The sequence below is a fragment of the Novosphingobium fluoreni genome, from assembly GCF_014196615.1.
Taxonomy (GTDB): Bacteria; Pseudomonadota; Alphaproteobacteria; order Sphingomonadales; family Sphingomonadaceae; genus Novosphingobium; species Novosphingobium fluoreni.
This window is the reverse complement of the sequence record NZ_JACIDY010000002.1, coordinates 534,134-560,581: the sequence shown is the minus strand read 5'-3', so window position 1 is coordinate 560,581 and position 26,448 is coordinate 534,134. Positions and strand designations below refer to the sequence as shown.

The following is a 26,448-nucleotide window of genomic DNA, read 5'->3' as shown; positions in this document are numbered from 1 at the left end:
TATTACGCCGCCGGCGAGGGAAGAGGACAGCGGCTTGTGCCCCAGAATGCATCCATAGCGGCTAACATGAAGCCGACGATCGTGCTGGGCGTTGGCATCACCGGGCTGCACGCGGTGATCGCGACGGTCCAAGCCTACGCCGGGTTCGGCCCGTTGGAGAACGCGCAGGCCGCCTCCCGCATCGCGCTGATCGGTTCGATCCTGTTCATGATGGGGTCGATCGCACTGTGCCTGCGCGGCGCGCGGCAAGTGCGGCAACAGCAGACCAGCTATGACAAGGCCGCCGCCACCAAGCATCAGATCGAAGAGCTGTTCGCGATGACCGACATGCTTCAGGCGGCGGAGGATCACGACGATGCCGGCTCGATCCTGATGGCCACATCCGAACGCCTGCTGCCCGAATATGGCGGCGCGCTCTATGTGTTCAACAACTCGCGCGATCGGCTGGACCTGGCAAAGTCCTGGAACGGCAACGAATCCTTCCGCCCCGGTGCAACGTTGCTGCCCAGCCAGTGCTGGGCGCTGAAGCGCGGCAAGCCGCATATCAACGATCCCGGCACCAACACGCTGTGCTGCATGCATGCCATGGGCTCGGCCGCCACGGTGGAAGTGCCGATGATGGCGCGGGGGCAAGTGCATGGCCTGCTGATCCTGTCCTACGATGGCGAGCAGGCGATGTCCCGACTGATGGACGTGCGCCGTATCGCGCGCGCCTTGTCGGATTCGATGTCGCTGGCGATCTCCAACATCGCCCTGCGGGACAAGCTGCGCACGCAATCGCTGCGCGATCCGCTGACCGGGCTCTACAACCGGCGCTACATGGAAGACGCGCTGGAGCGCTATATCAGCTTGGCAGAACGCTCTGGCGGCGCGACCTCGGTCATCATGATCGACCTGGACAACTTCAAGCACCTCAACGACGAGAACGGCCACGCCAAGGGTGACAGCGTGTTGCGCGACGTGGCGGCGCAGCTCATTTCCGCGCTGCGACCTTCCGACGTCGTGGCGCGGTACGGTGGCGAGGAACTGATGGTCATCCTGCCCAACTGCGGGCTGGACGATGCCATGATGAAAGCCGAATTGCTGCGCGCCCGGATCGAGGGACTTTCCGAAGCGCACGATACGTCGATCAGCGCATCGTTCGGCGTCGCCACCGTGCCCGAGACATCGACCAGCGCGAGCGATGTGGTGCCCATGGCCGACACCGCGCTGTACGAGGCGAAGAAAGCGGGCAAGAACTGCGTCCGCAGCGTGGAGAAGCGAGTTACGCGCGACGATCTCGCCCCGCCGCGCCTGACGGTGACCGGCTGAGGCCGAGGCCGCCAGGCACGCGTTCGCACCCGCTGGCGAGCGCGGGATAACGCCGGGAAGTGTTCAACGGCCAAGCGTTGCGGCCGGCGCGGGCCTGGCGCGACAGGCTTGGCTCGGCATTCCATCGTGCGACCGGCGAGTGGGGGAATGCGAAAGCAGGACCACACGCTCGGCTTTCAAGGTGCAAGACAACCAACGGGAAAAGCTCGCAAAAGCCCGCCAGCCCCATTTCCGACGCTAGTGCCGGCGGGTCAAAGTCTCACATCGCGGTGCAGGCGCCCGTCTTGAGCACCGGCCGCATGATGCGGGGAGTGTAGAACGAGGCCTTCGTTCACCCGCACCCGCCGTGTCGGATTGCTCCAACGGGTGTCGCATTTAGCCTATCTGGTTAGTTAGGTCAAGACGTGCTAGCCTCTCCACGCCTTGAGCGCACCCTCCAGAACCCCGTTTTGCCAAACCCACGCAAGTATAAGCCGCAAAAGTGCGGAGAGCGAGATAGGGCGCCTGCGGGGGGCGAGGGAAAGCTGGCTCCGCTCGGGCAGCGATCCGGCTTGCGTGGCACCCCCAACCTCACGTCCCGACAACAAAAAAGCCGCGCCGGTTGCCCGGCGCGGCCTCTTTGTCAGCCAAGCTGCGGCTCAATCTTCCTTGAGGAAGGCCGGCATGTGATCGGGATCACCACCGCCGTTGCCATCGCGGCGCGGGCCACGATCGCCGCCACGGCCGCCACGATCACCACCGCGGTCATTGCGATCACCGCGCGGGCGACGACGATCACCGCCACCGCTGCCACCGCGATCACCACCGCCGGAACGGTCGCCACCACCACGCGGCTCACGCGGTTCGCGGGCAGGACGGGTGTCTTCCAACTCGGCACCGGTCTCCTGGTCGACGACGCGCATCGACAGGCGAACCTTGCCGCGGTTGTCAATCTCGAGGACCTTGACCTTCACGGCCTGGCCTTCCTTGACCACGTCGGTCGGCTTTTCCACGCGCTCGTTCTTCATCTCGGACACGTGGACGAGGCCGTCCTTGCCACCCATGAAGTTTACGAAGGCACCGAAGTCGACGATGTTGACGACCTTGCCGTCGTAGATCTTGCCGACTTCCGCTTCCTCGACGATGCCCAGGATCCAGGCCTTCGCGGCCTCGATCTGGCTGACGTCGGAGGAGGAGATCTTGATCACGCCCTCATCGTCGATGTCCACCTTGGCGCCAGTCTCCGCGACGATCTCGCGAATGACCTTGCCGCCGGTGCCGATGATGTCACGGATCTTCGACTTGTCGATCTTGATCGTCTCGATACGCGGAGCGTGGGCGGAAAGCTCGGTACGAGCCGAACCCAGCGCCTTCTGCATCTCACCCAGGATGTGCGTGCGGCCGGCCTTCGCCTGCTCGAGCGCCTTGGCCATGATTTCCTTAGTGATGCCGGCGATCTTGATGTCCATCTGCATCGTGGTGATGCCGGCCTCGGTGCCCGCGACCTTGAAGTCCATGTCGCCCAGGTGATCCTCGTCACCCAGGATGTCGGACAGGACCGCGAAGTCCTTGCCTTCCAGGATCAGGCCCATGGCGATGCCGGCCACCGGACGCTCGATCGGAACGCCCGCGTCCATCATCGACAGACAGCCGCCGCAGACCGTCGCCATCGAGGACGAACCGTTGGACTCGGTGATGTCGGACAGGACGCGGATGGTGTACGGGAAGTCCGCTTTGGTCGGCAGCACCGGGTGCAGCGCGCGCCATGCCAGCTTGCCGTGGCCGACTTCACGACGGCCCGGAGCACCGAAGCGCCCAACTTCGCCAACCGAGTACGGCGGGAAGTTATAGTGCAGCATGAAGTTGGAGTACGACAGGCCATCGAGGCTGTCGATCATCTGCTCGGCGTCCTTGGTGCCCAGCGTGGTGGTGCAGATCGCCTGCGTTTCACCGCGCGTGAACAGCGACGAACCGTGCGTGCGCGGCAGGAAGCCGACGATCGCCTCGATCGGGCGGATCTGGTCGAGCTTGCGGCCGTCGATACGCGAACCGTCCTTGAGGATGGCGGTGCGAACGATGTCCGCCTCGACCTTCTTCATGGTCTTGTTGGCGACCATCTGGGTTTGCGGGGTTTCTTCCGCGAACGCCTTCTTCGCCTTGGCGCGCGCTTCGTTCAGCGCGTTGGAGCGGGCCGACTTGTCGGTCAGCTTGTAAGCCGCGGCGACATCCTTGCCGACTGCGGACTTGAGCTTCTTCTTGATGTCGGCGGTGTTGTCCGAGATATCGACATCCCAGGGATCCTTGGCCGCTTCCTCGGCGAGGTCGATGATCAGGTCGACGACCTTCTTGATCTCGTCATGCGCGAACATGACGGCGCCCAGCATCTCGTCCTCGGAAAGTTCCTTGGCTTCCGATTCCACCATCATCACGGCATCGCCGGTGGCGGCGACGACGAGATCGAGGCGGCCTTCACCGGCCAGGGTCTGGTCCTGCTTCGGGTTGAGCGTGTATTCGCCATCGACGAAGCCGACGCGGGCAGCCGCGATCGGACCCATGAACGGCACGCCCGAGATGGTCAGCGCAGCCGAAGCGGCGATCATCGCGACGATATCGGGCTCGTTCTCGCCATCATAGCTCATGACCTGAGCGATGACGTTGATCTCGTTGTAGAAGCCCTCTGGGAAAAGCGGGCGGATCGGGCGATCGATGAGACGGCTGGTCAGCGTCTCCTTTTCGGTCGCGCCACGCTCACGCTTGAAGAAACCGCCCGGAATACGGCCGGCGGCGGAGAACTTTTCCTGGTAGTGAACGGTGAGCGGGAAGAAGTCCTGCCCTTCCTTCACCGACTTGGCGGCGGTCACGGCGCACAGCACCACGGTGTCGCCCAGGGTTGCCAGCACGGCGCCGTCGGCCTGACGGGCGATGCGGCCGGTTTCCAGCGTGAGGGTCTTGCCGCCCCACTCCATGGATACAGTCTTTACGTCGAACATTCGATATTTCCTCAGCCCATCGGCCCTATTGCCGGCGGGGTTTACTGCCGGGGATCCCGTCCCGGTCCGGTGTGGAGCCTGTCGTGGCTCCGGGCCTTGCCGCCGGATTGCAGCGCTGGCCTTCAGGCGTCGTTATTCTCGAACGCCCAATAGAGCAGCGGCCCCGGTTTCCCGGAGCCGCCGTGAAACTTACTTGCGAAGACCCAGCTTCTGGATCAGCGCGTTGTACCGCGCGACATCGCGCTTCTTGAGATAGTCCAGCAGCGAGCGCCGCTTGTTGACCATCGCCAGCAGACCGCGGCGCGAGTGGTTGTCCTTGTGGTGAGCCTTGAAGTGCTCGGTCAGGTTCTTGATCCGCTCGGTCAGGATCGCGACTTGCACTTCCGGCGAACCGGTGTCGCCCGACTGGCGGGCGTTGTCGGTGATGATCTCAGACTTCTTTTCGGCGGTTACCGACATATCATTACTCCGCGACATCCATGATGTTGAACCCCCTGACGACACGGGCGTCGCCATCCGACAAGTCCATCAGCGCGACGGGAACCAGGCCCAGCCTTGCGCAATGAAGCCCATCGGAAAAGGGCAATCCGGTCAGAACACGGCCCTGTCGGACCGCCTTTGCCTGCTCCGGGTCGAGGTCGATGGCCGGGATGTCGTCCAGCCCCGCCTCCAGCGGCAAAGTCACATGTTCAAGTGGCGCGCCCTTACCGATTTCGTTCAGTTTGTCCAGCGATATCGCATGGGACAAGTCGAACGGCCCGGCCTTAATCCGGCGCAACATGGTCACGGTGCCGCATGTGCCCAGTGCCTGCGCGGTGTCTCGCGCAAGGCTGCGTATATAGGTGCCCTTGGACACTTTGGCCAGCAGCGTGAGGGCGTGGATGCGATCCCCGCCCGCAACCGTATCGACATGCACGATGTCCAGCGCATGGACGACGACCGAGCGGCTCGCCAGTTCGACCGCCTCCCCTGCCCGCGCCAGGTCGTAGGCCCGCTGGCCATCCACCTTCAGCGCCGAATAGGCCGGGGGAACCTGCGCGATCGGGCCGGTAAAGCGCGGCAGAACAGCCTCGATATCAGGCATCGTCGGCCGCACGTCGCTGGTGGCGATCACCGCGCCTTCCAGGTCCAGCGTGTCGGTTTCCTCGCCGAACCGGACTGTGAATTCGTAAGCCTTGTCGGCATCCTGCATCCGTCCGGTCAGCTTGGTCGCCTCGCCCAGAGCGATCGGCAAGACACCTGTGGCCAGCGGGTCCAGCGTGCCGCCATGGCCCACTTTCGTGCCCTTGCCGAAGCCGGCTTCGCGCAAGTTGCGCTTCACCGCCGCCACCGCCTGCGTGGAACCCATGCCCAGCGGCTTGTCGAGGATGATCCAGCCTGACGGTCCGCTCATACCCCGGCGATCACTCGCACCAGATCGTCGAAATGCCCCAACGTCCACAACACCGGCGGCATCACGACATTGCGCATCACGCCCAGGCTCGGCCAGAAATAGGGGATCACCAGCAGCAGGATGAACAACAGCGGAAAGCCGAAAGGCCGCAGCCGCGCATAGGCCCGCGCCGCCGGACGGGGCAGCAGGCCCTCCACGATATGCGAGCCATCGAACGGGGGGATCGGCAGCAAGTTGAACAGTGCAAGAGACACGTTGATGAAGATGAACGACGACACGCTAAGCGCCGCGAACTGCGCCACGCCACCGCTCGGCTGTGCGCGGACGAGCAGCCCCAAAGCCACCGCGCCCACCGTCGCCAGCACCAGATTGGTCAGCGGCCCGGCGGCCGCCACCGCCATCATGCCATAGCGCGGATTGCGCAGGCGGCGCTGGTCCACCGGCACCGGCTTAGCCCAACCGAACGCGGGAATACCGGCCAGCGCCAGCCCGCCGGGCACCAGGATCGTGCCCACCGGATCGACATGGCGCAGCGGGTTCAGGCTCAGCCGCCGCCGCTCTTGCGCGGTCGGATCGCCCAGCGCACGGGCCACCCAGCCATGCGCCACTTCATGGAAGACGATGGCGATGATCAGCGGCACGATCAGCGCCGCGGCCTGGAGAATGGTCTGCTGCATGAGTCAGGCGCCGGTCGGCCGGTCCATCACTCGTCGAGATCGCGACGCACGCGCGGATCGGCCAGCAAGCGCTCGATCCGGTCGGCCTCCTCGAAGGTCTGATCCGCGCGGAAACGAAGCTTGGCCGCGGATTTCAGCCCCAGGTTCCGCGCCACTTCCTTCTGGAAGAAGGCGGTGTTCTGGCGCAGCGCAGTCAGCACTTCGTCCTCGTTCGAGCCTAGCAGCGGCTTCACATAAGCGGTCGCCAGGCGAAGATCGGGAGACATGCGAACTTCGGTAACGCTGACCGAATGCGCGCTCAGCGTATCGCTGTGGACCTGCTGCCGCGTAAGGATTTCGGAAAGCACATGGCGCACGCGCTCACCTACCTTGAGCAGGCGGACCGAGTGCTGTTCAGGCGTGATCTGCTGGCGAGACATCGTAGATCCTCATGTGGCCGGTGCGGGCCGATTTGCAAGACGGGATTGCGGGATTGCGCCCGGCCTCACCCCCTGTGACACGACCTTTGCCGACAAGACCCAGGGCGCCACGGCCCTGGCGCATGGCCGCTACGCCATCTTGTCGACGATGCGCTGGAGCGAGCGCAGGTTGCGTGCCGTCCCCTGGCAACCCAGACGTCGGGTGATGAAATCCCCCGTCAGCCGCGATCGCCCCATGCCCTCGACATAGTCCACGAACAGCGCCCGCTTGCCCAGCGCCAGACGCTCCGCGCCCCGGCCCTGGTACGCTGCCACCATCGCATCGAACCGATCCTGACCCGGATCGCCGGACAGGAAATGCGTGTGAACCTGCTCAGCCGCGCCATCGGCGTGAAAGGGATTGCCCTCCACGCCCTCACGCAGTTCTTCGCGTGATCGCACGGCGACGAAGCTATCGATATCGAACCGTTCCCGCATCATGTGGCGGAACAAGTCCTCCAGCCCGTCGGTCGGGCGCTCATCGAACGAGAACAGCACGTTCCCGCTGGCTACCACGGTTTCGACGTCCTCGAATTCTTCACGCTCGAACGCATAGCGCAAATCGGCCATCTTCAACCGATTGGCGCCGACGTTGATGCTGCCGAACAAGGCGACGTAACGGGTCATCAGGCGATCGTACCGATCCCCGCCGCGCACCCCCTGTATGAAGGCGCGCCGGGGATCATACCTTTAGCCGATCGTGCGATCGCGATAGCTGACCTCGAAGACTTCCAGCTGGTCGCCCGCACGGATGTCGTTGGTGTCTGCCAGGACCACGCCGCATTCCATGCCGGCGCGAACCTCGTCCACATCGTCCTTGAAGCGCCGCAGCGACTGGATGAGCGTGGCCGAGATGATGACGTCGTTGCGCGTAAGACGGGCGTGGATACCCTTGCGGATGAGGCCTTCGACGACCAGCAGACCGGCCGCCTTGTCCTTCTTGCCCGCGGGGAACACCTGCTTGACCTCGGCGCGGCCGACAACGGTTTCGATCCGCTCGGGGCCCCAGATGCCGGCCATCTGCTTCGCGATCTCGGCCGTCAGCTCATAGATGATGTCGTAGTAGAGCATCGGCGTCTTAGTCTTCTCGACCTGCTCGCGCGCCTTGGCGTTCGGGCGGACGTTGAAGCCTACGATCGGCGCACCGCTGGCGGCGGCGAGCGTCACGTCGCTCTCGGTGATCGCACCTACGCCGGAGCTTAGCACGCGCACCTTGATCTCGTCGTTCGACAAGGCATGCAGCGCCTGGTTGATCGCTTCCATCGAGCCATGCACGTCGGCCTTGATCACCACCGGGTATTCGATGACCTTCTGCTTGTCCTGCAGCGCCGAGAACATCGTGTCGAGGCTGGCCGGAGCCATCGCGGTGCGCTTTGCGGTGGCCTGCTCGTGACGATACAGGGCGACCTCGCGAGCGCGCTGTTCGCTTTCCACCACAGACAGCATATCGCCTGCCATCGGCACACCGCCAAGGCCCAGCACCTCGACCGGGAGGGCCGGTGGCGCTTCCTTGATCTGGCGGCCCTTGTCGTCATGCATGGCGCGAACGCGGCCGCTCTCGGTGCCGACGACGAAGATATCGCCCACCTTCAGCGTACCGCGGCGCACCAACACGGTGGCGAGCGGGCCCTTGCCCTTGTCCAGCTTGGCCTCGATCACGGTCGCGTCCGCGGTGCGATCGGGGTTGGCCTTCAGTTCTAGCAGTTCGGCCTGCAGCAGGATCTTCTCGATCAACTCGTCCAGGCCCGCGCCGGTCTTGGCCGAAACCTCGACATCCTGCACGTCGCCCGACATGTCCTCGACGACGATCTCATGCTCCAGCAGGCGCTCGCGCACCTTCTGTGCATTGGCCTCGGGCTTGTCGATCTTGTTGATCGCCACGATCATCGGCACGCCGGCGGCCTTGGTGTGATTGATGGCCTCGACCGTCTGCGGCATGATGCCATCGTCCGCGGCCACCACCAGCACGACGATGTCGGTCACGTTCGCACCGCGCATGCGCATCTGCGTGAACGCGGCGTGGCCCGGCGTATCGAGGAAGGTGACGAGATCGCCGCCCTTCGTCTTGATCTGATAGGCGCCCATGTGCTGGGTGATGCCGCCCGCTTCGCCGCGCACCACGTCGGTGCCGCGCAGAGCATCGAGCAGGCTGGTCTTGCCGTGATCGACGTGGCCCATGATGGTGACGACCGGCGGGCGCGTCTTCAGCGTCTCGTCCGCGTCCACATCGTAGGACGTGTCCAGATCGATATCGCTTTCCGACACGCGCTCGATGTTGTGGCCGAATTCGGTCACGAGCAGTTCGGCGGTATCCTGGTCGATCGTCTGGTTGACGGTGACCATCATGCCCATCTTGAACATGGCCTTCACCAGGTCCGCGCCCTTTTCGGCCATGCGGTTGGCCAGTTCCTGCACGGTGATCGCTTCCGGCACGATCACGTCGCGCACCTGCTTCTCACGCTGCTGGGCTTTGCCGCCGAAGTGCGCACGGCGCTCTTTCTCGCGAGCACGCTTGAGCGCGGCGAGGCTGCGGGCGCGGGCGCCTTCGTCCTCATTCAGGGCACGGGTGACGGTCAGCTTGCCGGACTGGCGGCGATCGGGCGCGGCGCCCTTGCTGCGATCACCCGGACGGGCAGGCGCGGCAGGCGCAGCGCTCTTGAGCGCGCCAGGCTTCTTGGCTCCGGCAGACGCCCCGGCGGACGATGCGTTACCGCCACTCGACGCGGCGGCAGCCGGCTCGGCACGGCGGATTTCGGGACGGGCGACCGGCGTGAAACGACGCGGCGCGGGCATGACCTCGGCCGGCTGCGGGGGAGCGGCAGGCTCGGGCGCACGGGCCTCCGGCTGCTCGGTCGCAGCGGCAGGCGTCTGGGAAGCCGCAGGCTCCGCAGGTGCGCTTGCAGTCGCTTCCACGGGCGGGGTTTCCGCAGCCGCAGGCTCGGCCGGAGCAGGCGCTTCGGCCACAGGTTCCGGCGCAGCGGCGGCCGCAGCGGCAGCTTCCTCAGCCTCGCGACTCGCTTCTTCCGCACGGCGCTTTTCGTCCTCGATGGCCTTGAGACGAGCGTCCTCCTCACGGCGGCGCATTTCCTCGGCCACGCGCAGGCGATCTTCCTCCGCCTCGCGCTGCAGACGGGCCACGCGCTCCTGCGGGGTCTCGTTCGAGGGCGTATCCACGCGGCGCGGGGCAACGGGCGGCGGCGGCGGTGCGGGGCGCGGAGCCGCGACCGGCTCGGGCGCGGAAGCCACCGGCTCGGGCTTGGTTTCCACCGCTTCGCCCGGACGGCCCAGCACCTTGCGGCGCTTCACCTCGACCACGACCTTGTTGGTCCGGCCGTGGCTGAAGGTCTGCTTGACCTCGCCAGCCTCGACCGACCGCTTAATGCCAAGCGGTTTGCGTCCGAGGGTAGGCTTGTTGTCGGTCTCGCTCATAAGTCTCTATTCGCCCTTCGAATCAATTCGTCGTTGCGGCCGCAGCCACGGCTTGCGCCGCATCCGTGCCCATGTTTGTTGCAGCGTCTGCGCCGGCCGTTTCAGCCAGACCGCGAAAATGCAGCAGGCGCCGGAGCGGCGCGGCGACTCTTTCGGCCGCCTTGCCATCTGCCAGCGCCAGGTGAACGACGTTGTCGCGGCCCAATGCCACAGACAGCGTCGCCCGGTCCAGTGGCAACACCGTGCCGCGTAAACCTGAGCCTTCGGCATCGCTGCCGACGCGCCAGGCCTGGTCCAGCTTGCGCGAACCGTCCTCCGCGGCATCGGCGGCGTGCCCCAGCCAGCGCACCTTGCCGTTGCGCGCGTTCTCGGCGATCCGGTCCGAACCAACCAGCAGTCGACCCGACTTGGTCTCAAGACCGAGACGATCGGTGAATGCACGCACAAGAGCGGTATCGATCCGCTCGGCCAGGTCGTCGGGGATGGTAAGCGGTGTGCCGTCCCCGTAATCCTTGGCAAGAGACTTGCCAAAGGCCCGCAGCAGCGCTCCCTTTAGTTTGCCCTTCGCCTGCGCTTTTTCAAGGGCTTCGCGAGACACGCCGATCCACGCGCCGCGCCCTGGAGCCCGCGCGTGGACATCGGGCAGCACCACGCACGCACCATCCGGTCCGGGCGGGGATACCGCCAGCCGGATCAGCGCATCGCGCGGGGCCGCTTCGCCGGAAAGGACACAGGTCCTCTCCGGCCCCTCACCGGAGGTACCGGTAACGTTTGCCGAATTGTCGGAACTTACGCGATCATTGTGAGGATTCCGCATGGGCGGCCTCCTCTGTTTCGGCCGACGCTGCCGCCGGTTCTTCGTCGAACCAGTGCGCGCGGGCGGCCATGATGATCTCGTTGCCCTGTTCTTCGTTCAGACCATACTCGCCCAGAACCCCGCCCTTGTCCTCGTCGCGGGCGCGGCGATTGACGGTGCCGTCGCGGCGGCGCTGCTCCTGGCGCTTCTTGGCGATAAGTTCATCGGTGGCGAGGTCGGCCAGATCGTCCAGCGTGCAGATCTTGGCCTTGCCCAGCGTGACCAGCATCGCTTCGGTCAGGTGCGGCAGCTCGGCCAGGGCATCTTCGACGCCCAGCGCGCGGCGCTGTTCGCGATGGGCTTCCTCGCGGCGCTGAAGCGCTTCCTGCGCGCGGCTCTGCAACTCTTCACCCAGTTCCTCGTCGAAACCTTCGATGTTCGCCAGTTCGCCCAGGTCGATGTAGGCCACTTCCTCCAGCTCACTGAAGCCTTCGGCCACCAGCAGCTGCGAAAGCGTCTCGTCAACGTCCAGCTCTTCCTCGAACATCTTGGAGCGCTCGACGAATTCCTTCTGGCGCTTCTCCGAGCTTTCCTGCTCGGTCATGATGTCGATCTGCGAAGCGGTCAGCTGGCTGGCCAGACGCACGTTCTGACCACGGCGACCGATCGCCAGCGACAGCTGGTCATCGGGCACCACCACTTCGATGCGGCTTTCCTCTTCGTCGATTACGACGCGGCTGACGGTGGCGGGCTGGAGGCCGTTGACCACGAACGTCGCGGTGTCCTCGCTCCAGGGGATGATGTCGATCTTCTCACCCTGCAGTTCCTGCACGACCGCCTGAACGCGGCTGCCCTTCATGCCGACGCAAGCGCCGACCGGGTCGATAGAGTTGTCATGGCTGATCACGCCGATCTTGGCGCGCGAACCCGGATCGCGGGCAGCGGCCTTGATCTCGATGATGCCGTCATAGATCTCGGGCACTTCCTGCGCGAACAGCTTCTTCATGAATTCAGGATGCGCGCGGCTGAGGAAGATCTGCGGGCCACGGTTCTGCCGCTCGACCTTCAAGACGATGGCGCGGACACGCTCACCGACGCGGGCGGCCTCACGCGGGATCTGCTGATCGCGGCGGATCACGCCTTCGGCGCGGCCCAAATTGACGATCACGTGGCCGAATTCGACCGACTTGATGACGCCGGTGATGATCTCGCCCGCGCGATCCTTGAACTCTTCGTACTGACGATCACGCTCGGCATCGCGGACCTTCTGGAAGATCACTTGCTTGGCGGACTGCGCATCAATGCGGCCCAGGTCTACCGGAGGCAGCGGATCGACGATGAAGTCACCGATCTTGGCGTCCTTCTGCAGCTTTTGCGCCTGCGCCAGATCGACCTGCTTGAAGTAGTCCTCAACCTCTTCGACCACCTCGACCACGCGCCACAAGCGCAAGTCGCCGGTGCGCGGATCGAGCTTGGCGCGGATGTCGTTCTCGGCGCCGTAACGATTGCGCGCGGACTTCTGGATCGCCTCTTCCATCGCCTCGATGACGATCGACTTGTCGATCATCTTCTCAGAAGCGACGGAGTTCGCGATCGCGAGCAGCTCGGCGCGGTTGGCGGAAATCGCACTGGCCATGGGATTAGTCTTCCTGTTCCTCAAGAATTTCGTCTGCGCCGTCCGTTTCGATCGGGCGCGTGGCAGCAATCAGCTTGTCCGTCAGAATCAGCCTGGCGGAAACGACGTGGTCCAGCGGGAAGCTGACCCGGCCCGATTTGCGATCGTCGAACTGGACCGTATCACCTTCAAGCCCGGCAAGATCGCCATGCAGACCCTTGCGGTTGCCCTCGATCGGCTCGCTCAGCGTGATCTTGGCTTCGTGCCCGGCCCAGTTGGCAAAATCGCTGGGGCGCGTCAGTGGACGATCGATACCCGGCGAGCTGACTTCCAGGCGATAGGCCTCTTCGATCAGCGTCTCACCCGCTTCTTCCAGCTCATCGAACTTGTCCGAGATGCGGCGTGACAGCGCGGCGCAATCATCCAGCACCAATTGCCCGGTCTTCGGATTCTCGGCCATGATCTGCAGCGCGATCTCATCATCGCCCACTTCGCTTTTGCCGAATACGCGCACGCGCACGAGATCGAAACCCAGGGCTTGCACCTCAGGCTCAACAACCTCCGTAATCCGCGCGATATCAACCAAGTGAAAGCTCCAATGCGGCAAAGCCACTTCGCGCCGGCCCCTTCCGGCGCCAGCCCGAGTCTTGCATTACCAATGTCGGGATGTGTGGCCAGGTAGGCCCATTGCCAGCGAAACGCAAGTGGAACGTGTGGCGTTTTTGCCGATGAACCCTCGGCTCAGCCCGGCACCGTCAGCTTGTGCTTGCGCATGCAGTGCCGCAGCTGATCGTAAGTGAGCCCCAGCGCCGAGGCGGTTCGGCGTTGATTCCAACGATGATGCTCCAACGCCGATGAAATCAGCCCACGCTCATGCGCCTCGACTGCGGCTCGCAAGTGCGTGACGGGTGGCGGGACGCAGGGCTGCGGCGTCTCCGAGACCGCAGCCGATGGGGTCGAATCCTCCTCACGCGGGGCCCAGAGGCTTTCGAAGGGGTCGAACACGATCGCGCCGATCGGCCGGCCCTGATCATCCCAGCGATAGACCGCGCGTTCCACCACATTGCGCAGTTCACGCACGTTGCCGGGCCAGGCGTAGGCCTCCAACGCCTCCATGGCGGCGGAGGTGAAGCCGGGCCAGCGCTCCCAGGCCAGCTCGGTCGCCATGCGGCGGCCGTAGCATTCGGCAAGCTCTGGCACATCGCCTTCCCGTGCGCGCAAGGGTGGCAGGGTGATGACCTCGAAACTCAGGCGATCGAGCAAGTCCGCCCGAAACCGCCCTTCCGCGGCGGCACGCGGCAGATCGGCGTTGGTGGCGCCGACGATGCGCACGTCCACCTGCACCGGGCGCGACGATCCGATCCGCGTTACCTCGCCATACTCCACCGCGCGCAGCAGGCGCTCCTGCGCCGCCATGGACAAGGTGCCCAATTCATCCAGGAACAGCGTGCCGCGATCGGCCTCCTCAAATCGACCTGGCCGCGCTCGCGTCGCGCCGGTGAACGCGCCCGCCTCATGCCCGAACAGCTCGGCCTCGATCAGCGTCTCGGGCAAGGCGGCGCAGTTCAGCACCATCAGCGGCTCACCCCAGCGCGGGCCGAGGTGGTGCAGGCGTTGGGCGATCAATTCCTTGCCCGTCCCGCGCTCACCTATGACCAGCACCGGCCGCGCCGTATTCGCCGCGCGCGAGGCCCGCTCCACCGCGTCCAGAAACGCGGTCGACTGCCCTATGAAATGCGTGTTCCGGTCCATTGCCAAATGTTAGCGGATTTTCCCAAGTATCGGCAAGTTGCTTTATCCAAACGGACAGGACGCAGAGCGGAAACCCCGCGAAAATGCGGCTTGTGCGATTTGGCACGACCTTTGCTGTATCGTTCGCACAAGCTTTTTACAGACCACGCCACCCCGCTTTCGCAAGGATCAGATCATGCTTCCCCGCAACGATGCTTCCGCCGGCACCACCCCCGCCCGCTTCAAGCTCGACGCTGCGATCATCGCCAGCGTCCTGGCGATCGGCACGCTCAACGTGCTGGTGATGGCGGACCTGATCGGCCCGTCGAAGGCCTACGCCGCCGCACCGTGCCGCTGCGCCCCTGCGGGGATCGCGCTGGCATGACTCGGTTCGACGCCCACATCGCCGATCTGCGCCGCGATGACGCGTCCCGCCCCGCCCTGCTGACGCTGGACGGGATCGAGGACGAACCGCGCGCCGCGCACCACTCGACGCAAGACCATCAAAAAGCGTATTACTATTCACCAGCCGACCAGCACCTGACCAGAAAGGGCACAGCCGCCATGGGTATCTTCTCGCGGACTCGCGACATCGTCGCCGCCAATTTCAACGATCTGCTCGAAAAGGCGGAAGATCCGGCCAAGATGATCCGCCTGATCATCATGGAAATGGAAGAGACGCTGGTGGAGGTTCGCACCTCCAGCGCGCGGACCATCGCCGATCAGAAGGAAATGCGCCGCCACCTAGTCAAGCTGGACAAGCTCCAGGCCGACTGGGCCGACAAGGCGCAGCTGGCGCTCAGCAAGGACCGTGAGGATCTGGCCCGCGGCGCGCTGGTCGAAAAGAAAAAGGCCGGCGACATGGCGGATCAGCTCAAGGCCGAGATCGACGTGCTGGACGATGCGCTGCGCGCTTACGAGCAGGATATCGAGAAGCTGCAGAGCCGCCTGCGCGAAGCCCGCAGCCGCCAGTCTTCGATCGCCGCACGCCTGCAAAGCGCCGAGAACCGCGTCAAGCTGCGCACGCTGCTTTCCAGCGAGCGCGTGGACGAGGCGATGGTGCGCTTCGATCAGCTGGAACGCCGCGTCGACTATGCAGAGGGCCGCGCCGATGCGATGAGCCTGGGCGACAGCCGCCAGCCCACCCTGGCCGAGGAGATCGCCGCCTTGCACGAGGGTGACAGCGTGGAGGCCGAACTCGCCGAACTGAAGCGCAAGATGGGCGATGCCAAGCCCGCCGCCGCTTCCACTACAACCACCACGCCGTCCAACTGACGCGCCGCCACGAAAAGCAAGGGGATCACGATCATGTCACGCGGTGAATTCTACCTCGACAAGTCGAACGCCAAGCTCGCCGGCGTCTGTGCGGGCATCGCCGATTACACCGGCACCGACGCGCTGTGGGTGCGGATCGCAACGGTGTTCCTGACGCTGTTCGTCTCGTTCATCACTATCCCGATCTATATCATCGCCGCTTTCGCCGCGAACAAGCGGCCGATGGCGCTCTACAGCGAAGGCGAGGAACTGCGGCTGCTGCGCAAGCTGGACCGCTCACGCTCGAAGAACCGCTACCGTTCGGAACTGTCCGACATGGACCGCCGCGTGGCCGATATCGAAGCGCGCTATTCCAGCAGCAACGCCCGCCTCGCCGCCGAAATCGACAGCCTGCGCTGATCGACTCTTTCAGGAGTAATCCGACATGGAATTCATTGGTGTCCTCGTCCCGCTAGCCCCGTTCATGATGGTCTGCTTCATCGTGTGGACCAAGCATCAGCGCAAGCTTGCCGAAATGCAGATGGCCAACACCGCCGAAAAGGCCGCGCAGTACGCCTCGCACTCCCGCGAGTTGGAAGAGCGCATCCGCGTGCTGGAGCGTATCGTGACCGACGGGGGCTATGATACCGCGCTGCAAATCGAAGCCTTGCGCGACAAGCGCGAGGTGGAGGAACAGCGCGGAACCACGCGCGGCGCCGCGATCAATTAAGGACCTCTGCCGAGGTCGCAGGAGTTAGACGTCATGAGTTTCTGGAGCGCCGTCGTCGCCATCGTCGCGATTTGCGCCTTTGCCTGGGTCCGGGCGCAACAGTCCCGCGCGTTCGGTCCCAAGACCGGTGGCGAGATTTCGCGTGAACCGGAGCTGGAGCGCGAGATCGAGCAGTTGCGCAAGCGCATCGCGGTGCTGGAACGCATCGCCATAGAAGAACGCGGCGGCGACCGCCTGGCGCGTGAGATCGAGGCGCTGCGAGACTGAAGGGGGTGGGAGCGTTCGATACGCCTCCCACTTCGTCATTCCCATGCAGGCGGGAATAACGAAGGTTTGGGAATGGGTGGAATGGGGGCATCCGCTCCCGTCCGTGTCGAACGAAGTCGAGACACGCTGGCGTTGCGCTCCGGTGTCTCGACTTCGCTCGACACGAAGGGCACAGATGGCATCCCGCTGCGTGAAAACTCAGTCGGTCCGAACGTGTTGTAAGGCCCCGCTCAAGGCAACGCCCGCCGCAGTTCCGCCAGCCACACTTCAGCACTGGCATCGGATGGCGCGCGCCAGTCGCCGCGCGGGCTGAGCGCGCCGCCGCTCGATACCTTCGGGCCATTGGGAATGGCAGAACGCTTGTATTGCGCGAAAGCGAAGAAGCGCTGGCAGAAGGCCTCCAGCCAGTGGGCGATCGTCGGCAAGTCGTAAGCCGTGCGCGCCTCGTCCGGCAGTCCTGCGGGCCATTCACCGCGCGCGGCATCGTGCCAGGCATGCCAGGCCAGGAACGCCACCTTCGACGGCTTCTGCCCGAAACGCATGATGTGGTGCAGGAAAAAATCGTTGAGCGCGTAAGGCCCTACCTTGTCCTCCGTGCTTTGGATTTCGCCGTTCTCTCCCGCCGGAACCAGTTCGGGCGAAATCTCGGTGTTGAGGATCGCCAGCAGCACCTCGCGCGTCTCGGTATCGACTTGGGTTTCGGCCGTCCAGCGGATGAGGTATTGCATCAGCGTCTTGGGGACGCCCGCGTTCACCGCATAATGGCTCATGTGATCGCCCACGCCGTAGGTACACCAGCCCAGCGCCAGTTCGGACAAGTCCCCGGTGCCGACGACAAAGCCCGAATGCTGCCCGGCCAGGCGGAACAGGTAATCGGTGCGCAGGCCCGCCTGCACATTCTCGAACGTGACGTCATAGACCGGCTCGCCCCGGCCATAGGGGTGGCCGATGTCTTTCAGCATCGTGGTCGCCGTGGGGCGAATATCGATCTCGTCGGCGGTGATGCCCAGTGCTTTCATCAGCTTCCAGGCGTTGGTCCGGGTTCCCTCGCTGGTGCCGAAACCGGGCATGGTGTAGCCCCGGATCGCGCTGCGTGGCATGCCCAGCCGGTCACAGGTCTTGGCCATCACAATCAGCGCATGGGTGGAATCGAGCCCGCCGGAAACGCCGATGATCAGGCTCTTGGCCTTGGCGGACTCCACGCGCCGCATCAGCCCGTCGACCTGGATGTTGAACGCCTCATAGCAGTCCGCATCCAGCTTGTCGGCACGATCGGGCACGAAGGGATAGCGCCGCATCGGGCGCTGCAGGCTGATGTCACCGCTGGCGGGCTGATGATCGAAACCGATAGTGCGGAAGGCCTGCTCCGGGTTGCCGACTGCGCGGGCGGCATCGGCATAAGTCGGCAGCCGCAGGCGATCGTTGGCGATGCGCGCGCAGTCGATATCGGCGATGCACAATTCGGGCTCCAGCGAAAACCGCTCCGACTGCGCCAGCAGGCCGCCCAGTTCGTAGATCACGCCCTGCCCGTCCCACGCCAGATCGGTGGTGCTCTCACCATGGCCGCCCGCCGAATAGACGTAGGCCGACGCGGTGCGCGCCGATTGCGAACTGCACAGCAAGTGTCGGTCATCCGCCTTGCCGATCACGATGTTGGAGGCGGACAAGTTGCACAGGATCGTCGCCCCGGCGAGCGCCCCCAGCGAGGATGGCGGCGTCGGTGCCCAGAAGTCCTCGCAGATTTCGATGAAGAAGCGAAAGTCGCGCTGGCGGTTGGAGGCGAATACCAGGTCGGTGCCGAACGGCACGTCCTCCGCACCCACCCGGATCGTGCGCCCGGTCACGCCGATGCCGCTGACGAACCAGCGCTTCTCGTAGAACTCACGGTAATTGGGCAGGTAAGACTTGGGCACAACGCCCAGCAGCTTTCCATCGGCGATGGCCAGGCCGCAGTTATAAAGCCGCCCCCGGTCGGCCAGCGCCGCGCCGATCAGCAGCACGGGTGAGAGGCCCCGGCTCGCCTCGACAATCGCGCCGATGGCCTCCTCCACCGCCTCGATCATCGCCTGCTGCAAGTGCAGATCGTCGATCGCGTAGGAGGACAGGCACAGCTCGGGATAGACCAGCAAGTCCACCCCCGCCTCATGCGCGCGGCGCGCCTCGGCGATGATGCCATCGCGATTGTAGGCGACATCGGCGGTGCGGACCTTGGGCGTGGAAGTCGCGACGCGGACGAAGCCGTGGCGATGCATGTCGTAAAAGGGGTGATCGGTCATGCAACGGACCTGACATTGCTGGGCTTGTAACGCAACGCCCACTCTATCCGGGCGTAAGAAGAACAGCAGGATTTGACTTGTTCCCCGCGAGGTTGGCCTTACATGCCCTCGGCATGCGCAGCCTCGACGATATCCGCGAAGAGTACGAATTCCTCGATGGGGATGAGCGCTATCGCATGTTGATCGAATTGGGCCGCGAACTCGATGCAATGCCCGATGCCTTGAAGACGGACGCCACAAAGGTGCGCGGCTGCTCGGCCAGCGTCTGGGTCTATCCCACCCAGGTAGATGATGGCACCCTGCACTTCCTGGCAGATAGCAACGCGGCGATCACCAAGGGTATCGTCGCGCTGGTGCTGGCCGCCGTGCAGGACCGTCCCGCATCCGAAGTGGCCGCTACCGATATCGCGGCGAAGCTGGAACCGTTCGACTTGCGCAACCAGTTGTCCTCCAACCGCACCCAGGGCGTGCCGAACATGATCGCGCTGATCCGCGAGACCGCCGCACGCTATGCCGGCTGACGAGCCGGACGCTGCCCCGCCTATCGGGCCTAAATCGGTCGACACAGTGCCGATCGGTAAAGGGGCGCGGCTTCTGTGGGCGGGATCGGGCTGGTTCTTCGTAGGGCTGGGAACGCTGGGCATATTCCTGCCCCTGTTGCCAACCGTCGTGTTCTACCTGTTGGCGGCCTGGTGCTTTTCCAAAAGCCACCCGCATCTGGCGGACAAGCTCTACGCGCATAAGCGCTATGGCCCGCATCTTGTGGCGTGGCGGGATCGGCGGGCGATCAGCCGCAAGGGCAAGGTTTCGGCGATCCTGGCGATGAGTGCCAGCGTACCGTTCGTCTTCTTCACGCTGGGTTTTCCGGCGGTGCTGATCCCGCTGGCGGTGCTGCTGGTGCTAGGCCCGTGGATATGGACGCGGGCGGAGTAGGAAGGCCCCTTCAAGAGCCCTCCCCCTCCGCCCTCGCCTCACGCGGTCAGGTCAAACCGATCCGCGTTCATCACCTTGGTCCAGGCGGCGACGAACTCCTTCACGAACAGTTCGCCCGCGTCCTTCATTGCATAGACCTCGGCAATCGCGCGCAACTGCGAGTTTGAGCCGAACGCGAGGTCGGTACGGGTGGCGGTCCACTTCTGCTGGTCGGTCTTGCGATCGGTGCCCGCGAAGATCTGGTCGCCGCTTTCGTCGATCACCTTCCACGCCGTGCCCATGTCCAGCAGGTTGACGAAGAAATCGTTCGTCAGCTGGCCCGGGCGATCGGTGAGAACGCCTTCCTTGGTATCGCCGAAGTTCGCACCCAGCACGCGCAGGCCGCCCAGCAACACCGTCATCTCCGGCGCGCTGAGACCCAGCAGCGAGGCGCGATCGACCAGCAGTTCCTCGGTGGGAACGGCCATCCGCGTCGGCAGATAGTTGCGGAAGCCGTCGGCCTTGGGTTCCAGCCACTCGAAGTTCTCGATGTCGGTCTGCTCCTGCGAGGCATCGGTGCGGCCCGGGGTGAACGGCACGGGCACAGCGTACCCGGCATCCCTGATTGCCTTTTCCACGCCGACCGCGCCACCCAGAACGACGAGGTCCGCGATCGAGATGCGCTTGTTCAGCTGATCGAACTTGGCCTTGATGTTCTCATAAACGTCGAGGACCTTCTTCAGCTTGGTAGGCTCGTTGACGTGCCAGCTCCGCTGCGGCTCCAAGCGGATGCGACCGCCGTTGGCGCCGCCGCGATGGTCCGACCGGCGATACGTCGAGGCCGAGGCCCAGGCGGTGGAAACCAGTTCCGCCACGGTGAGGCCGGACGCCAGGATCTTCTGCTCCAGCAGCGCCACGTCCGCCGCGTCCACGGTCTTGTAGGTCGCCTTGGGGATCGGGTCCTGCCAGATCAGGTCTTCGGCCGGAACATCCGGGCCCAGATACCGCGCCTTTGGCCCCATGTCGCGGTGGCACAGCTTGAACCAGGCCCGCGCGAAGGCATCGGCGAACTGATCGGGGTTCTTGTGGAACCGCTCGGAAATCTTGCGATATTCCGGGTCGACCTTCATCGCCATGTCGGCGGTGGTCATGATCGTGGGCACCTTGACGCCGGCGGTGTGCGCCTTGGGGGCCTGCGTCTCTTCCGGATTGCCCACCGGATGCCACTGCCACGCGCCGGCCGGGCTCTTTTCCAGCTCGTATTCATGGTTCAGCAGGTTGTCGAAATAGCCCATGTCCCACTTGATCGGGTTGGCCGTCCACGCGCCCTCGATGCCGCTGGTGATCGTGTGATCGCCCATGCCGCTTTCATGGCCGGACTGCCAGCCAAGGCCCTGCATGGCGACGTCAGCGCCTTCGGGCTCTGCGCCCACCAGGTTCACGTCACCCGCGCCGTGGCACTTGCCGAACGTGTGGCCGCCCGCGGTGAGCGCCACGACTTCCTCGTCGTTCATGCCCATGCGGTGGAACGTCTCGCGGATGTCTCGCGCGGAACCGACCGGATCGGGCTCACCGCCCGGGCCTTCGGGATTGACGTAGATCAAGCCCAGCTGGATCGCGGCGAGCGGGTTTTCCAGCGCCAGGCCGGACTTCTCATCGATGCGGGTCTGGCCCAGCCATTCCTCTTCGGTGCCCCAGTAGATGTCCTTCTCCGGCTCGAACACATCGGCGCGGCCGCCGCCAAAGCCGAACACGGGGCCACCCATCGATTCGATGGCGACGTTTCCGGCCAGGATCATCAGGTCCGCCCAGGAAAGGCTGCGGCCGTACTTCTGCTTGATCGGCCAGAGCAGCCGGCGGGCCTTGTCGAGGTTGCCGTTATCCGGCCAGGAGTTGAGCGGCGCGAACCGCTGCGATCCCGACGATGCGCCGCCGCGACCGTCACCGGTGCGGTAGGTACCGGCGCTGTGCCAAGCCATGCGGATGAAGAAAGGGCCGTAGTGGCCATAGTCCGCCGGCCACCAGGGCTGGCTATCGGTCATGAGCGCGTGGAGATCGCGCTTCACCGCCGCAAGGTCGAGCTTCTTGAACGCCTGCGCATAGTTGAAATCATCGCCATAGGGGCTGCCGCTGGCGCCCTGCTGCGGCAGGATGTCGATCGAAAGTTGATTGGGCCACCACTCACGGTTGGCCTTGCCCAGGAGCTTGCGCATGGCCGCGCCCTCCTTCATCGGGCAGCCGTGCAGCGGGCTACCGGTTTCTGCGTCCATGGTTCACTCTCCTGATCGGTCGATTGACGTGGGATGATCTAACCCCGCCAAGCCCTAAGATAGAAATCAGTTCCCCTGATGACAGCCATAGAGCACTCCGAATGACCGTAAGTGCGGGGCAGGTCGGCGCGATGGTTACAAATCGGCAATCTTTGAACCGTCATCCAACGGACGCTGCATTGTAACCTTGCGATCCCATGGGCGCGGCGAGCCACACCCGGCCCAGGGGAATCATCATGAGAATCGCACATCGCCTTCTGAGCGGCGCCGCCTTCACCGCGCTCGCACTTCCGCTTGCCGCGAACGCCCAGACCGCAATCGCCGACAAGTCCGCGCTGGCCGCCGACGCCGCCCAGACCGCGGCGGACGATCAGGACATCGTCGTGCTCGGCTTTGGCCAGAGCCGCCAGGTGCAAAGCGTCAGCGCCGACGATATTGCCCGCCTGACGCCGGGCTCCAGCCCGCTGAAGGCGATCTCGAAGCTGCCGGGCGTGAACTTCCAGGCCGCCGATCCTTTCGGCGCCTACGAGTGGGCGGTGCGCATCTCGCTGCGCGGGTTCAACCAGAACCAGCTGGGCTTCACCCTCGACGGCGTGCCGCTGGGCGACATGACCTACGGCAACGTCAACGGCCTGCACATCAGCCGCGCCATCATCTCGGAAAACGTGGCGCGCACCGAAGTGGCGCAAGGCGCGGGCGCGCTGGGCACCGCCTCCACCAGCAACCTGGGCGGCACGATCGAATTCTTCAGCGACACCCCGCGTGACATGGCCAACGTGACCGGCGGCGGCACCTACGGTTCGGACGATACCTGGCGCGCATTCGCCCGCATCGACAGCGGCGATATCGGCGGCGGCCTGAAGGGTTATCTCAGCTACGCCTACCTCACCACCGACAAGTGGAAGGGTTACGGCACGCAGCGCCAGCACCAGGCCAACGGCAAGATCATGAAGGATCTGGGCGCGCTGGGCAGCATCACCGGCTTCCTGAACTTTTCCGACCGTCGCGAGCAGGACTACCAGGACCTCAGCTACGACATCATCGCGCGCCGTGGCCTGCGCAATGACAACATTGCCAACGACTATCCGCTCGCGCTGAAGATCGCCAAGGTCTACCAGAACCAGCAGGCCCCCGCGAACGCGCAGCCCTGGCCCGGCGTTGGCACCACGTTCCCGGCAGGCTTCGGCACCGTGGACGATGCCTATTTCGATGCGGCCGGGATCCGGCAAGACTACGTGGGCGGCGTCACCTTCAACGCCAACCTGACGCCCAACCTCACCATGGTGACGACGGGCTATTATCACGAGAACAAGGGCCAGGGTTCGTGGATCACGCCCTACTCCCCCACGCCTGTCGGCGCCTTGAATGCGGACGGCTCGGTGATCACCGCGCGCAGCCCGGTAGGTTTCCGCACGACGGAATACCGGATGAAGCGCTTCGGCATGGTCAGCACGCTTGCCTATGACGTTGGCGTAAATCGGCTGGAGATCGGCGGCTGGTTTGAAAACAACAAGTTCGTCCAGGCCCGCCGCTTCTATGGCATGACCGACAGCGCCGCGCCCAACCGCGACGTGCTGAAGTTCCAGAGCAACCCCTATTTCACCCAGTGGGACGGCAAATACGGCACCGATACGCTGCAATACCATATTGAGGACACCGTGCGCCTGATGGACGAGCGGCTGGTGCTGAACGCGGGTTGGAAGGGCGTCTATGTCGTCAATCGCGCGATCATGCTGCCGGATACGACCTCGCCGCTGGCCACCGGCCGCATCACCGCGCGCGACATGTTCCAGCCCCAGGTCAGCGTACTGTTCAAGCTGAACCCGATGGCCGAGCTGTTCGCCGACTATACCGAAAACATGCGCGCCTTCGTGTCTTCCGCCACGACGGGTCCGTTCTCCACGACGCAGGCGGGCTTCAATGCCATTCGCGGCCAGTTGAAGCCCGAGCGGTCGAAGACGGTGGAAGGCGGTCTTCGCGTGCGTAGCGGGCCGTTCCAGGCCTCCGCCGTGGGTTATTATGTGGACTTTTCCAACCGCTTGCTCGCCTTCGCCAACGGCGCGGGCATCGTCGGCAATCCGGCCACGCTGAACAACGTGGGCAGCGTCCACACCTACGGCGCGGAAGTCTCCGCCAACTGGCGCGTGCTGCCGCCGCTCTCGCTGTTCGCCAGCTATTCCTACAATCACTCCGAGTACGCGAACGACGTGGTGAACGCGCAGGGCACGGTGCTGGTGGCGACGGACGGCATGGCCGTAGTCGATACCCCGCGCCACATGGTGAAGGGTGAGATCGTGTTCGAGCAGGACGGGTTCACCGCCCGCGTCGGCGCGGACTACATGAGCAAGCGCTACGTCACTTACCTGAATGACGTTACGGTGGGATCGCGCGTGCTGGTGGACGCCAGCATCGGCTATCAGTTCCAGGGCGAAGGCGTGCTGCACGGTGTAGGCATCGAAGGCAGCGTCACCAACCTGACGGACAAGAAGTACATCTCCACCATCGGCTCCAACGGCTTCATCGCCAGCGGAGACAACCAGACGCTGCTGGCAGGCGCGCCGCGCCAGTTCTTCGTCTCGATCAAGAAGGGCTTCTGATCGTGGCGCGTGGCACTTTGACGCGCGTGCTGGCGGCGGCGCTGGCTTCGCTGGCGCTAAGCGCGGGGGCGGTGCAAGCCTCCCCCGTCCTGATGATCTCGCTCGACGGCCTGAGGCCGGACGACGTGACGCAGGCGCAAGCGCGCGGGATCAAGGTGCCGCAGCTGCGCGCCCTGATGCAGGAAGGGGCGTATGCCTCGGGCGTGGTCGGCGTGCTGCCCACGCTGACTTACCCCAGCCACACCACGCTGATTACCGGGGCGGCGCCCGCACGGCATGGCGTGTCCAACAACCTGACGTTCGATCCGCAAGCCAGGAACCAGCAAGGCTGGTACTGGTACGCCAGCGATATCCGCGTGCCCACGCTATGGCAGATCGCGCATTCCGCCGGCTTGAAGACCGCGAACTTGCATTGGCCGGTCAGCGTGGGCGCGGACGGGATCGACGCCAACCTGCCGCAGATCTGGCGGACGGGCACGGCGGACGATGCGAAGCTGATGGCCGCGCTCGCCACGCCCGGCCTGCTGCCACGGCTGGAAGCGCAGCTGAGCCCGTACGTGCAAGGCATCGACGAGACGGTGGAAGGTGACGCCGCGCGCGTGAAGTTCGCGCAGGCGCTGCTGGCCGATCGCCCCGCCCTCACCACCGTGTACCTGGCCGGTATCGATCACGAGGAGCATCGCAGCGGCCCCGGCTCGCCCGCCGCGATCGCCACGATCGAGAAGACCGACGCCCTTGTCGGCGATCTGGTTTCCGCCGCGCGCAAGGCGATGCCGGATGTCACCGTGGTGGTCGTCTCCGACCATGGGTTTCAGCCGATCACCACGGACATCAACCTCTTCGCGCCGTTCGTGGCAGCGGGCCTCATCAGCCTGGGTGCGGATGGCAAGGTTTCGTCCTGGCAGGCGGAGCCGTGGATCGCAGGCGGCACCGCCTTCGTGGTGACGGCCCGGCCTGACGACGCCGCGCTGACCGGACAAGTCACGATGCTGGTGAAGAAGCTCGCCGCCGATCCGCGCTATCACATCGCCCGCGTGCTGGACCGTGCCGAGACCCAGCGCAGCGGCGGCCCGGCAGAAGCGGTGCTGACGATCGCCATGGAGCCGGGATTCGAAACCGGGCGCGATCCTGCGGCGGCCTTGTCCGCACCTTCCGGCTACAAGGGCATGCATGGCTATATGCCCGATCTGCCGCAGATGCGCTCCACGCTGATCGTATCGGGGCCTTCACTCAAGAAGCGCGGCGACCTGGGCGTGGTGGACATGCGCGCCATCGCACCATCCGTCGCGCGCGTGCTAGGCGTGCCAATGCCCTCTGCCGAAAAGCCACCCGTCTTCTGAACCCTGTCGCGCGCCCGACGATGATGTTCATCCCTCGTTCGATCACGAAGCGGCAGCTCGTGCGTTCAAGAACGTCACAGACAGGAGACCTTCGCATGACTCGACGCCTGATCGCCCTGGCCGCCACCGTCACTTTGGCCACCACTGCCACTGTGGCCGGCGGTATCGCCCACGCTTCCAGCCCCGCCGCCTGGGCCCAGTTCGACAAGCGCGTGACACGCGCCTGCGTGGCCGCCAGCGGCATCCGCAACGCGCGCCCATCCACCATCGTCGGCTTCGATGACCGGACCGGCATGGTGGCGATGCTGGTGTCCGACCGGACGCGCGGCTCCAGCATGTCGAAGCTGTGCCTCTACAACAAGCGTACGCAGAAGGCCTATGTCGACGATGCGGAGATGTGGTCCGCCCCGCCCCAGCGCTGAG

24 protein-coding genes are annotated in these 26,448 nt (G+C 64.9%); 11 read left to right on the top strand and 13 right to left on the bottom strand.

Annotated elements, in window-relative coordinates:
• The first annotated feature begins 66 nt into the window (after positions 1-66).
• Positions 67-1,311 carry a sensor domain-containing diguanylate cyclase gene (locus tag GGR39_RS06400; protein ID WP_183616341.1) on the top strand — a complete coding sequence of 415 codons (1,245 nt, stop codon included), beginning with the start codon at positions 67-69 and terminating at the stop codon, positions 1,309-1,311.
• Positions 1,312-1,949: 638 nt separating this feature from the next.
• On the opposite strand, the gene pnp is transcribed toward GGR39_RS06400, so the two are convergent.
• The 11 genes from pnp to pspF form a co-directional block, all read right to left on the bottom strand.
• Positions 1,950-4,280 (bottom strand): polyribonucleotide nucleotidyltransferase, encoded by a 2,331-nt coding sequence (pnp, locus tag GGR39_RS06395; RefSeq protein ID WP_183616340.1) that lies wholly within the window; start codon positions 4,278-4,280, stop codon positions 1,950-1,952.
• Between the two features lie 189 nt (positions 4,281-4,469).
• Entirely contained in the window at positions 4,470-4,739 is a 270-nt protein-coding gene (rpsO, locus tag GGR39_RS06390; protein ID WP_058735857.1) for a 30S ribosomal protein S15, read from the bottom strand.
• Positions 4,740-4,743: 4 nt separating this feature from the next.
• Positions 4,744-5,673, bottom strand: a complete 930-nt coding sequence (gene truB, locus GGR39_RS06385; protein ID WP_183616339.1) for a tRNA pseudouridine(55) synthase TruB — start codon at positions 5,671-5,673, stop codon at positions 4,744-4,746.
• Positions 5,670-6,350, bottom strand: coding sequence for a site-2 protease family protein (locus GGR39_RS06380; RefSeq protein WP_183616338.1), 681 nt, complete (start codon positions 6,348-6,350; stop codon positions 5,670-5,672). The genes truB and GGR39_RS06380 overlap by 4 nt, the downstream gene beginning before the upstream one ends.
• Before the next feature lie 26 nt (positions 6,351-6,376).
• On the bottom strand, positions 6,377-6,769 hold the full coding sequence (gene rbfA / locus GGR39_RS06375; protein ID WP_183616337.1) for a 30S ribosome-binding factor RbfA: 393 nt from the start codon (positions 6,767-6,769) through the stop codon (positions 6,377-6,379).
• A gap of 129 nt (positions 6,770-6,898) precedes the next feature.
• Positions 6,899-7,435 (bottom strand): DUF1697 domain-containing protein, encoded by a 537-nt coding sequence (locus GGR39_RS06370; RefSeq protein WP_183616336.1) that lies wholly within the window; start codon positions 7,433-7,435, stop codon positions 6,899-6,901.
• Between the two features lie 63 nt (positions 7,436-7,498).
• Positions 7,499-10,237 carry a translation initiation factor IF-2 gene (gene infB / locus GGR39_RS06365; RefSeq protein WP_183616335.1) on the bottom strand — a complete coding sequence of 913 codons (2,739 nt, stop codon included), beginning with the start codon at positions 10,235-10,237 and terminating at the stop codon, positions 7,499-7,501.
• Positions 10,238-10,259: 22 nt separating this feature from the next.
• Positions 10,260-11,054, bottom strand: coding sequence for a DUF448 domain-containing protein (locus GGR39_RS06360; protein WP_183616334.1), 795 nt, complete (start codon positions 11,052-11,054; stop codon positions 10,260-10,262).
• Positions 11,035-12,669 (bottom strand): transcription termination factor NusA, encoded by a 1,635-nt coding sequence (gene nusA / locus GGR39_RS06355; protein ID WP_183616333.1) that lies wholly within the window; start codon positions 12,667-12,669, stop codon positions 11,035-11,037. Before nusA ends, GGR39_RS06360 begins: the two co-directional genes overlap by 20 nt.
• Before the next feature lie 4 nt (positions 12,670-12,673).
• Entirely contained in the window at positions 12,674-13,234 is a 561-nt protein-coding gene (gene rimP / locus GGR39_RS06350; RefSeq protein WP_183616332.1) for a ribosome maturation protein RimP, read from the bottom strand.
• Between the two features lie 155 nt (positions 13,235-13,389).
• Entirely contained in the window at positions 13,390-14,400 is a 1,011-nt protein-coding gene (pspF, locus tag GGR39_RS06345; protein WP_183616331.1) for a phage shock protein operon transcriptional activator, read from the bottom strand.
• A gap of 175 nt (positions 14,401-14,575) precedes the next feature.
• Here pspF and GGR39_RS06340 point away from each other — a divergent pair, with 175 nt between their 5' ends.
• From GGR39_RS06340 to GGR39_RS06320, 5 genes are read left to right on the top strand one after another with little or no spacing between them, the layout of a single operon-like run.
• On the top strand, positions 14,576-14,764 hold the full coding sequence (locus tag GGR39_RS06340) for a hypothetical protein (protein WP_183616330.1): 189 nt from the start codon (positions 14,576-14,578) through the stop codon (positions 14,762-14,764).
• Entirely contained in the window at positions 14,761-15,654 is an 894-nt protein-coding gene (gene pspA / locus GGR39_RS06335; protein WP_246388375.1) for a phage shock protein PspA, read from the top strand. The genes GGR39_RS06340 and pspA overlap by 4 nt, the downstream gene beginning before the upstream one ends.
• 33 nt (positions 15,655-15,687) lie before the next feature.
• The gene (locus GGR39_RS06330; RefSeq protein WP_183616329.1) at positions 15,688-16,053 is read left to right on the top strand and encodes a PspC domain-containing protein; all 366 of its coding nucleotides are present in this window, start codon (positions 15,688-15,690) and stop codon (positions 16,051-16,053) included.
• Between the two features lie 25 nt (positions 16,054-16,078).
• Positions 16,079-16,363: a hypothetical protein gene (locus GGR39_RS06325; RefSeq protein ID WP_183616328.1), complete on the top strand. Its 285-nt coding sequence runs from the start codon at positions 16,079-16,081 to the stop codon at positions 16,361-16,363.
• Positions 16,364-16,396: 33 nt separating this feature from the next.
• Entirely contained in the window at positions 16,397-16,630 is a 234-nt protein-coding gene (locus GGR39_RS06320) for a hypothetical protein (RefSeq protein ID WP_058735870.1), read from the top strand.
• A gap of 230 nt (positions 16,631-16,860) precedes the next feature.
• Here GGR39_RS06320 and GGR39_RS06315 read toward each other — a convergent pair whose 3' ends face one another.
• Positions 16,861-18,906 (bottom strand): NAD(+) synthase, encoded by a 2,046-nt coding sequence (locus GGR39_RS06315; RefSeq protein WP_183616327.1) that lies wholly within the window; start codon positions 18,904-18,906, stop codon positions 16,861-16,863.
• Positions 18,907-19,019: 113 nt separating this feature from the next.
• On the opposite strand from GGR39_RS06315, the gene GGR39_RS06310 reads away from it, so the two are divergent.
• Positions 19,020-19,427 carry a SufE family protein gene (locus GGR39_RS06310; protein ID WP_183616326.1) on the top strand — a complete coding sequence of 136 codons (408 nt, stop codon included), beginning with the start codon at positions 19,020-19,022 and terminating at the stop codon, positions 19,425-19,427.
• Positions 19,417-19,839 carry a YbaN family protein gene (locus GGR39_RS06305; RefSeq protein ID WP_183616325.1) on the top strand — a complete coding sequence of 141 codons (423 nt, stop codon included), beginning with the start codon at positions 19,417-19,419 and terminating at the stop codon, positions 19,837-19,839. The genes GGR39_RS06310 and GGR39_RS06305 overlap by 11 nt, the downstream gene beginning before the upstream one ends.
• A 38-nt stretch (positions 19,840-19,877) precedes the next feature.
• Here the strand turns inward: GGR39_RS06305 and katG are convergent, their stop codons facing one another.
• A complete protein-coding gene (katG, locus tag GGR39_RS06300; protein WP_183616324.1) occupies positions 19,878-22,088 on the bottom strand; it encodes a catalase/peroxidase HPI in 2,211 nt (736 codons plus the stop codon).
• Between the two features lie 236 nt (positions 22,089-22,324).
• Between katG and GGR39_RS06295 the strand changes: the two genes are divergently transcribed.
• The 3 genes from GGR39_RS06295 (at position 22,325) to GGR39_RS06285 (ending at position 26,447) form a co-directional block, all read left to right on the top strand.
• Complete coding sequence (locus tag GGR39_RS06295; protein ID WP_183616323.1) at positions 22,325-24,685, top strand: TonB-dependent receptor; 2,361 nt, start codon at positions 22,325-22,327, stop codon at positions 24,683-24,685.
• A gap of 2 nt (positions 24,686-24,687) precedes the next feature.
• Complete coding sequence (locus tag GGR39_RS06290) at positions 24,688-26,025, top strand: alkaline phosphatase family protein (RefSeq protein ID WP_425490585.1); 1,338 nt, start codon at positions 24,688-24,690, stop codon at positions 26,023-26,025.
• Positions 26,026-26,120: 95 nt separating this feature from the next.
• Positions 26,121-26,447 (top strand): hypothetical protein, encoded by a 327-nt coding sequence (locus tag GGR39_RS06285; protein WP_221225975.1) that lies wholly within the window; start codon positions 26,121-26,123, stop codon positions 26,445-26,447.
• The last annotated feature ends 1 nt before the right edge of the window (position 26,448 follow it).